Origin of the sequence: uncultured Mucilaginibacter sp., from assembly GCF_903913935.1 — a bacterium.
Classification (GTDB): Bacteria; Bacteroidota; Bacteroidia; order Sphingobacteriales; family Sphingobacteriaceae; genus Mucilaginibacter.
On sequence record NZ_CAIWNH010000365.1, the window covers coordinates 1 to 9,146 of the forward strand.

The following is a 9,146-nucleotide window of genomic DNA, read 5'->3' on the forward strand; positions in this document are numbered from 1 at the left end:
CAATACGATCTCCTCATTATCATAGGGCTTTGTGCAATTATAGTTTAAGGATATAAAACTTACCCCTTTAAACTTCAAATTTTCTTGCCTATGAACAGCCATTACGCAGCTAGTGGTAAAGAAGTGTTTGTAGATGTTGGTATTTCCAGGTCAATCGAACTTATAATAGACGATTGCGACTTGCTATTTTTATCTCTAATTAAACCCATACTAGATAGGTAGCCTTGTACGCCAATAAAGGTTTTTGCTTTTTCTTTATCGCGCTCCTTAAACCAATCAGTGACAGACTCATATGTTTCGCTAGCTAAGGCTTTATCCAACGATTCTTCGAGTTCTTTTAAGTTAAGCATAATATTTTTTTTAACAGTCACCATCAAAATGGTGCGCAAAGTTAGTAATAATTTTAATGTCAAACGCAGCCAGTTGTATTCTCTTCTTATAAAAGAACCCTACAACCTTAGAAATTGTTTCATTTGATGGAATGTCTTGGAATAATATACCCGTAACTTTCTCACCCCAACCTCCTTTTTGAATAAAGTATGTATTTACATCCTCAATAGTCGGTTTTCGATTGGATTTTATAGTTAAAACTTTAATAGCCTTATCAATTGATCTTAGCCAAAAATTATAATGTTCTTCATCAAAAACCGTATCAAGCACGTCTGCACAGTCTATTTGTGCAGAGTAAATACTATATCTTCTAACTCTTTTTTTAGCTGTCTGTCCCCAAAAAATAGCGTCATCCTCATCTTTCCAAAAATAATATCCATGTCCCAACCAGGCGTCATCTCGCGTACACGCAAGCGCCATAGATAAATATGGCTCGCTATATTCTTGCGTATGAAACATTGTTCTTATAATTGGCATTGACGACAATGATAAGAACTTTAATCTTCTATTGCAACAGGTGAAAACACCCTATCTTATTATTACGTAAATAAACGCCTAGGTGTTACTGTTTTGTATAATCAACAATGTGATGCCTGTTACTTATAAATTGTTACAAAAAAATATTAATGCAATGTCATCTTTATATTTGTCTAATGGGGTACAGTAAATACTCAATTTAAGAAAGTAAAAACCCGGTACTTTAACAGGTATTTTCCACAGGCTTAAAAATAAATTTAAACAGAGACCTACCGCTTTTTGATCACCCCATCATCTATTGCATATTATCTCTATATTAGCACAATCCAACCTATACAGATAAACCCTACATGGCCACAACAAACAAACAGGAAGATAAACCCCTTGAGCAACTCCTTTTTTTAACCGCCGACAAACTGCGTAAAAACATCGATGCCGCAGAGTATAAGAGCTATGTGCTGGGCTTACTGTTTCTCAAATACGTATCTGATGCCTTTGATGTGCTGCACCAGAAGATCCTGAACAAAGAAGGCGTGTATGCCTATGATGACCCGGAAGATAAACTGGTGTATAGTGCAGAATATGTGTTTTTTGTACCGGAATTTGCGCGATGGAAATATATTGTCTCCCGCGCCAAGCTGCCAACCATTGGTGAAGATGTGGATACCGCCATGGACCTGATTGAAAAGGACAATCCCAAAATCAGGGGTGTGCTGTTTAAGCAGTTCGCGCAATCAAAGCTGGACAAGGTAACCCTGGGCGAATTGATTGATGTCATCAATAACATGAACCTGGGCGATGAAGCAGCACAACGTAAGGATCTGTTTGGCGTGGTGTATGAATACTTTTTGGGCCAGTTTGCATTGGCAGAGGGACGCAAGGGCGGGCAGTTTTACACCCCCCGCTCAGTGGTATCCCTTTTAATTGCCATGCTTGAGCCTACCCACGGTAAAGTGTATGATCCCTGCTGTGGCAGTGGTGGTATGTTTGTCATGTCCGAAAAATTTGTGCAGCAGCACCAGGGGCGCATTGATGATATTACCATATACGGGCAGGAGAGCAACCAAACCACCTGGAAATTGTGCGTGATGAACCTGGCTATCCGGGGGATTGACCCTGAACAGGTAAAATGGAACAGCGAGGGCAGCTTTTTAAAAGATGCCCACCCGGATTTGAAAGCCGATTTTATAATCGCCAACCCACCTTTTAATGTATCTGATTGGAGCGGTGAGCTACTTAAAAGTGATGGCAGGTGGAAATACGGCGTGCCGCCGGCCGGTAATGCAAATTATGCCTGGTTACAACATTTTTTATACCACCTGGCCCCAAAAGGTAAGGCCGGTATAGTATTAAGTAAAGGAGCCTTAACTACCAAACAAAATGGTGAATATGAAATCAGGCGCAATATGGTGGAGGCCGGGGTGGTTGATTGTATCATCAACCTGCCTACAAAGCTATTTTTAAATACGCAGATCCCTGCATGCCTTTGGTTTTTAAACCGGGACGAAAACAGGTTGCGTAAAGGCGAAGTGCTTTTTATTGATGCCCGTAACCTTGGGCATTTAATTAACCGGCGCCCCCGGGAGTTTAATGAAGAAGATTTGGCACAGATTGCTGAAACATACCACCATTGGCTAAACAGCCGGGATGAATACCAGGATATCCCTGGCTTCTGCAAATCATGTACCGTTGCAGAAATAAAAGCAATGGATTATGTACTTACACCGGGCAGGTACATTGGTTTGCCGGATGATGAGGATGATTTCAACTTTACTGAGAGGTTTAATACCCTGCAAGCCGAACTGGAAAAACAGATGCTGGATGAAGCATTGCTCAATGAGCGTATAAAAGCTAACCTTGCAAAGTTACAGGAGGCAGGTGATGAGTGAATGGAAAGAAACTTCATTGGCTAACCATATAAAAATCAAACACGGTTATGCCTTTAAAGGAACAGAATTTACAGAAAACCCCACAAAATACATCGTAGTTACGCCTGGTAATTTTTTTGTTGGAGGTGGATTTAAAAAAAACAAATTAAAATATCTTAACAACATTAACCCACCTAAAGAATATATCTTCAATCCGAATGATGTTATAGTAACCATGACAGACTTATCTCAAGATGGTGACACTTTGGGGTATTCAGCACTTGTGCCCAATGATGAAAATATTTATTTACATAATCAACGTGTTGGATTAGTTCAGTTTCTTGACTTAAAACTTGATAAATGGTTTTTATATTGGCTAATGAGAACATTTGAATATCAAGCTTTTGTAATTTCATCGGCCACTGGCACTGCAATAAGGCATACATCCCCGAAACTTTTAACTGAATATAAATTTTTTCTTCCGCCCCTCCCCGAACAAGAAGCCATAGCCGAAGTCCTCAGCAGTTTAGATGATAAAATTGACCTGTTACACCGCAACAATAAAACATTGGAGCAACTGGCTGAAACTTTATTTAGGCAGTGGTTTGTGGAAGAAGCGGATGATAGTTGGGAAACTGTTACGTTAAAGTCTATTTGCGAGCGAATCACCAAGGGAACTACGCCCACTACATTGGGTAAAGCATTCGCTTCCGAAGGAATCAACTTCATAAAAGCCGAAACCCTTAACGAAACCGGCGGATTCGTCAAGGATAAATTGTCCTACATTGACCAGGCTACTCATGATTTACTGAAAAGGTCACAAATATCAGTCGGTGATATATTATTTACGATTGCCGGTACCATCGGTAGAACATCAATTGCTCCCCAAAGTATAGTACCCGCAAATACAAATCAAGCTGTTGCTATAATACGCGTTAACAAAAATCTCGTAAGCGAAATATTCATGAAGTATGTAATGAAGTCAGATTACATACAAGAAATAATGGACTCCAAAATAGTACACGCTGTACAGCCTAACTTAAGTTTGGGTGAGATTTCAGAAACCGAGATCAAATTGCCACCGAATAATCTACTCAAAAAGTTTGATGGATTCGCCTTTGGCGTACAGGAAAAAATAGAAAATAACAACAAACAAATTCAGCAGCTTGAAACCATCCGGGATACCATGCTACCCAAACTCATGAACGGCAGTTTAAAAGTTAGATATAAAAATGAACAACACCTCGAACCTGATTGCGCAGTTTGATAAAATTATCCCCGAAATGCTCTCGCTGTTGAGTGCTGAAATTGGGAAAACTGGTAATGTTGATAGCACGGATGCTGCCACCATTGAAGCACTACACAAATCGGTAGATAACGCAGTGGTGACTAAAAGAGCACTTCAATACATTATGAGGTACAGGAACTTTTTAGTAAAAAGCTAAACAGAAGCCCAATGACACGCATTATTGAAAACGATATTGAAATTTGGGTGATAGAGGTACTGCAAAGCAAACGCTTTACCTATATCAAACCCGAGCAGATGGACCCGGACCATACCACAGAGTTGCGGTCAGGTTTTGCCGATGTAGTGATCGAATCTCATTTACTGGATGCCCTGTTGCGCATCAACCCCAATATTGCCGCTACAACTTTACAGCAAGCCGTTAAAGAGGTGTTAAGGACGCCGGGACAAGGTGACCTGATAAGCGGAAACCAGTATTTCCATGCCCTATTAACTGATGGCATTGATGTTACTTATTTACAAAAAGGGGAAGAACGCACCGTAAAAGCCAAATTGGTTGATGAGGTAACCCCGGCCAATAACCATTGGTATGTAACCCACCAGGTAACCATTATTGAAAACGGGCAGCACAAACGCCCTGATATTATTTTATACCTCAATGGCTTGCCCATCATCGTCATAGAACTAAAAAATGCTTCTGATCATAATGCCACTATTGATAAGGCCTACCAGCAGCTGCAAACTTACCACCGCGCTATTCCTTCCCTGTTTTATTATAACTGTTTTGAAATCATCTCTGATGGCCTGGAAGCAAAGATGGGTACCATCACCAGTGATATCTCCCGTTTCATGGCCTGGAAAACGGCAGATGGTAAAACATTAGCCTCTAACCGAACCAGTGAGCTGTCCGTGATGATGGATGGGCTTTTAATTCCAGCTGTGTTAACTGACCTGATCCTGAATTTTATAGTTTTTGAGAAAACAAAAGCTGAAGATCTGAAAACAAAAACCATCCGGATTGAGGTGGTAAAAAAGATTGCAGCGTATCACCAGTACTTTGCTGTAAAAAAAGCAATTATCTCTACTGAAAATGCCAGCAATATTGGTGGCAACCGTAAAGGCGGTGTGGTGTGGCATACCCAGGGTTCGGGTAAATCGCTGTCCATGGTCTTCTTTACCGGTTTATTGGTCAAAACATTGGATAATCCAACCGTAATCGTGATCACGGACCGAAATGACCTTGATGAGCAACTTTTTGAAACTTTTGCAGGTTGCTCCCAACTACTGCGCCAGGTACCGGTACAAATAGAATCCCGATTGGCATTGGTGAAAGAATTACACAACAGGCGATCAGGGGGCATCTTCTTCACAACCATCCAAAAGTTCCTGCCCGAAGAAGGTGTCAGTAAATTTGAGCAATTATCAGATCGCCGCAATATCATCGTGATTGCTGATGAAGCACATCGTACCCAGTATGGCTTTGAAGCAAAAGTAAGGTACATTAAAGATGAGGCCGGTAATGAAATAGGCACCGACATTGCTTATGGGTTTGCCAAACACATGCACGATGCCTTACCAGCAGCCACCTTTATAGGGTTCACGGGTACGCCGGTAGAAAGTAATGACCGCAACACTAAAGCTGTGTTTGGTGAGTATGTGGATGTGTATGATATTGAACGCGCAGTAATTGATGGCGCCACAGTACCTATATATTATGAAAACCGGTTTGCCCGGCTAAAGCTGGATCAGTTGCTTTCCGACCAAATGGAAGCGGACTTCCTGCTTGCATCCGAACCATTACCTGAATACATTACCAAAAGCGCCATTGAGAATGCGACCCGACAGGAAACCATTGTAGGTCACCCGGAAAGGTTAAAGCTGGTGGCAAATGATATTGTCACCCATTTTGAAGAACGGGCCACTGTTTTTAATGGTAAAGCATTAATAGTAGCCATGAACCGCAGGATAGCAGTTGCCCTGTATAATGAGATTGTAGCATTAAGGCCTGAGTGGCATGATACCCGGGATGAATATGGAAGCATAAAAGTGATCATGACAGGCAGTTCCTCTGATGATGGCTTTTTACAGGATCATATCCGCAATAAAGAAAAACGGTCCCTGATCGCTGCCAGGCTAAAGGAACGCAGGGATCCATTGCAAATGGTAATTGTGGTTGATATGTGGCTCACTGGTTTTGATGCACCCGTATTACATACCCTTTACCTGGATAAAGACATGAGTGGCCATAACCTGATGCAGGCCATTGCGCGGGTAAACAGGGTATTTAATGATAAACCCGGAGGCCTGATTGTTGATTATGTACCGGTAACCGGCAACCTTAAAGCAGCTTTAAAAACCTATACCGAAAATAATGGTAAGGGCGCCATTACCCTAGATATTGCTGAAGCAGTAAACCTGATGCTTACCAAGCTGGAAATTATCCAGCAAATGTATCATGGATTTGAATACACAGGCTACTTTACCGCGCATACCGGCCGTAAAATGGATATCATCCTTGAAGCAGAGGAACATATCCTGGGATTAGAAAATGGAAAAGAGCGGTACATAAAAGAAGTAACCGCGCTAAGTAAAGCTTACGCGCTGTCAAAATCTGAACCTGCAGCCAACCAGGTAACTGAAGAAGTAGCCTTCTTCCAGGCAATAAAAGCCAGGCTGGCTAAATTTGATCTCGAAGTAACAGGTCAGCGCCGGAAGGAATTTGAAGATACCATTAAAACCATGGTGGAATCTGCCATTGCCACGGATGGTATTGTTAACCTGCTCGACCAGGCGGGGTTGGCCAAACCAACCGTTTCCATCTTCAGCGAGGATTTCATGAATGAGATCCGCAACATGAAGCAAAAAAATGTGGCCATCGAACTTTTAAAGAAGCTTTTATCTGACCAAATCAAGATCCGGTTTAAAAAGAATGTGGTGGTCAATAAAAGCCTGACTGAAAAATTATTGGCGGCGATAAACAAGTACAACAACAAATCCATCACCGCCCTGGAAATGATGGAACTCCTGCTGGAAATCACCCATGAAGTGAACCATGAAACAGAGGCAGGGCAATCAATGGGCCTTACAGACGCTGAGAAGGCTTTTTATGATGCCTTAGCATGTAACTCATCCGCACTGGAGATGATGGGCGATAAACAGCTGGTCCAGATAGCAAAAGAACTGGTTGAACGCGTAAAACGCAGCACCACTACTGACTGGACTGTGCGCCAATCAGCCAAAGACCGGGTGAAGCTTGAAGTAAAACGGGTCCTCCGTTCCTACAAATACCCACCTGATGATGAGCTGCGGGCCACGGATACCGTATTGGAGCAAGCGGAAATGTTTGCCGGGGAATTGGTGTAGGTAACTAATATAAACCGCTATCCATAATTGAATAGCGAGTTATTAATTTTTTAACCCCTTGGAGGCCGGTAGAAAAGGAGTCAGTAGCCAACTGTTATCATCGATCATGGATCTCTTTTTGAAATCACCAGAATTTCCCATGCCACAGAAAAAACAATAAAACATCCAGGAACCGCTTTAAGAAAAATTACTCTAATAACAAGTTTTGCACACTAATTCCACCTTATTGGTCACAGATACAGTATTGGAGCAAAAGGACATGTTTACCGCGAGTTGGTATCGCTTGGCACAATAATAATTGATTTCTACCGGAAAAGAATCAACCCTGCAATTTGATTTGCATTTTTTGATGGAGATAATTTAATGATCCTAACTACAAGCCTTTTTTAAAATTATTTGAAGAGATGCTTTTTGATTGTTTAAAGGTTACATACCCGCCATGAGTGTCACACCAACTATACAATCTATAAGGGTCTATATAGACTCAATAGTTATGTATGACACTGGTGGCAGCTAGAGCAAGACTGTTTAGCTTGCTAATGCATCTGCATAAGGGGGGAGATACTCACTGTGGTTTATTTGAGTTATAGTTGCCCACATCCGCTGGGTTGGAATCCTATCTATAACCCGGAGCGCAACTAGTTCTGAAATGTGGCGACTAACGGTCCTATCGCTAATTTGAAGGTCGCCTGCAATAGTACTTATACTTGGATAACATTTACCCGTAACGTTATCTGCATAACACGTAAAATAAGCATATATCGCTTTGGCTGTTGGACAGAGCCGGGCATCCTGCATAACGCGCTTATCTACTTTTCCGAATACTTTTAATGCCATGATTTTTTTGTTTTTGTTTTAGGTTTAAAATTGTTTGGTTTTATTAAATTTATAAATGGTCCGATAAATTATTTAACAATATGCATCATACTACGAAGACATTCTTGTTCATATTGCCTTTCTAATGCGGCATCTGCATCATCAGAAAGATTATATTCTGCGGTGAAGCTGTTCATTGATTCTTCCTTGACTTGCTTTATGCGTTGCATTAAACATTGACGCAAATAGTTGCCCTTTGTGCTTTTTTCGAATAAAGCTATTGATGCTGCGCAATCAAGGGTTAGCGCATAATCGGTCTGACACCCGCTGCCTTTCTCTACTTCGTATTCAGCAAAATCTATTCCCCTGTCAAAACCAAACTCAAGCACCTCATTCCACCATAAAGTAAATTTTGTTTTGCATCCTAAGTGTTTGTGTAAAACTCGTGCATATACAATTAAATCGCCCTCTGGCTTCGGTAAACTTGAATGGTAAACTAATTCTTCTAAGTTGCTCATTGTGATATTTTTTTAATTTTGGTTCAACAAATGTACCACTAATACAATCTATAAGGCGCTAAAAGATTTGCACCAAATATGTGCAAAACAGATAAATGGTGTTTTAGTTCTTTAATATTTACCTAATTATCAATACTTTATCTTAATCACCGAACTGATTTAGACGGCTTGATTCGTTTGGAATCATTTCGTCATAAAACTATCTGTCCAAATACAAAGTGTTGGTTTTTAGCATCACTAATGGCTTATTTGCCAGTTAATGTTGCTTGTTTCAAACAAAAAGTATTGCACATTTCGTATAATGTGTTACATTTGTTGTAATTATGCAACATTAATTAGCCTTTTTATACTTAAAGATGGAGAAAGCCGACATTGATATCTACGCCAAAAGCGATCATTACTACCTCACGCAGATTGGGGAGTATGTTCGCGCCAACCGGTTAAACCAAAATAAGACCCAACTGGAAC

At 40.8% G+C, this 9,146-nt stretch carries 8 protein-coding genes; 4 read left to right on the top strand and 4 right to left on the bottom strand.

Annotation, left to right across the window (positions count from 1 at the left end):
* Nucleotides 1-101: 101 nt before the first annotated feature.
* Nucleotides 102-350 carry a hypothetical protein gene (locus tag QZY09_RS14555; protein ID WP_295673520.1) on the bottom strand — a complete coding sequence of 83 codons (249 nt, stop codon included), beginning with the start codon at nt 348-350 and terminating at the stop codon, nt 102-104.
* A gap of 10 nt (nt 351-360) precedes the next feature.
* A complete protein-coding gene (locus QZY09_RS14560; RefSeq protein WP_295673522.1) occupies nt 361-867 on the bottom strand; it encodes a hypothetical protein in 507 nt (168 codons plus the stop codon).
* Between the two features lie 350 nt (nt 868-1,217).
* On the opposite strand from QZY09_RS14560, the gene QZY09_RS14565 reads away from it, so the two are divergent.
* From QZY09_RS14565 to QZY09_RS14580, 4 genes are read left to right on the top strand one after another with little or no spacing between them, the layout of a single operon-like run.
* Nucleotides 1,218-2,756 carry a class I SAM-dependent DNA methyltransferase gene (locus tag QZY09_RS14565; RefSeq protein WP_295673523.1) on the top strand — a complete coding sequence of 513 codons (1,539 nt, stop codon included), beginning with the start codon at nt 1,218-1,220 and terminating at the stop codon, nt 2,754-2,756.
* On the top strand, nt 2,749-4,002 hold the full coding sequence (locus QZY09_RS14570; RefSeq protein ID WP_295673524.1) for a restriction endonuclease subunit S: 1,254 nt from the start codon (nt 2,749-2,751) through the stop codon (nt 4,000-4,002). The genes QZY09_RS14565 and QZY09_RS14570 overlap by 8 nt, the downstream gene beginning before the upstream one ends.
* Nucleotides 3,968-4,180: a hypothetical protein gene (locus QZY09_RS14575; protein ID WP_295673525.1), complete on the top strand. Its 213-nt coding sequence runs from the start codon at nt 3,968-3,970 to the stop codon at nt 4,178-4,180. The genes QZY09_RS14570 and QZY09_RS14575 overlap by 35 nt, the downstream gene beginning before the upstream one ends.
* 11 nt (nt 4,181-4,191) lie before the next feature.
* Nucleotides 4,192-7,344: a type I restriction endonuclease subunit R gene (locus QZY09_RS14580; RefSeq protein WP_295673527.1), complete on the top strand. Its 3,153-nt coding sequence runs from the start codon at nt 4,192-4,194 to the stop codon at nt 7,342-7,344.
* A gap of 528 nt (nt 7,345-7,872) precedes the next feature.
* On the opposite strand, the gene QZY09_RS24760 is transcribed toward QZY09_RS14580, so the two are convergent.
* A complete protein-coding gene (locus QZY09_RS24760) occupies nt 7,873-8,181 on the bottom strand; it encodes a helix-turn-helix domain-containing protein (protein WP_367119223.1) in 309 nt (102 codons plus the stop codon).
* A 68-nt stretch (nt 8,182-8,249) separates the two neighbouring features.
* On the bottom strand, nt 8,250-8,678 hold the full coding sequence (locus QZY09_RS14585) for an antA/AntB antirepressor family protein (RefSeq protein WP_295673529.1): 429 nt from the start codon (nt 8,676-8,678) through the stop codon (nt 8,250-8,252).
* Between the last annotated feature and the right edge of the window lie 468 nt (nt 8,679-9,146).

Coding starts and splice junctions, on each gene's coding strand:
- QZY09_RS14565 (WP_295673523.1), top strand. CDS start 1,218: ATGGCCACAACAAACAAACAGGAAGATAAACCCCTTGAGCAACTCCTT.
- QZY09_RS14560 (WP_295673522.1), bottom strand. CDS start 867: ATGCCAATTATAAGAACAATGTTTCATACGCAAGAATATAGCGAGCCA.
- QZY09_RS14585 (WP_295673529.1), bottom strand. CDS start 8,678: ATGAGCAACTTAGAAGAATTAGTTTACCATTCAAGTTTACCGAAGCCA.
- QZY09_RS14575 (WP_295673525.1), top strand. CDS start 3,968: ATGAACAACACCTCGAACCTGATTGCGCAGTTTGATAAAATTATCCCC.
- QZY09_RS24760 (WP_367119223.1), bottom strand. CDS start 8,181: ATGGCATTAAAAGTATTCGGAAAAGTAGATAAGCGCGTTATGCAGGAT.
- QZY09_RS14570 (WP_295673524.1), top strand. CDS start 2,749: ATGAGTGAATGGAAAGAAACTTCATTGGCTAACCATATAAAAATCAAA.
- QZY09_RS14555 (WP_295673520.1), bottom strand. CDS start 350: ATGCTTAACTTAAAAGAACTCGAAGAATCGTTGGATAAAGCCTTAGCT.
- QZY09_RS14580 (WP_295673527.1), top strand. CDS start 4,192: ATGACACGCATTATTGAAAACGATATTGAAATTTGGGTGATAGAGGTA.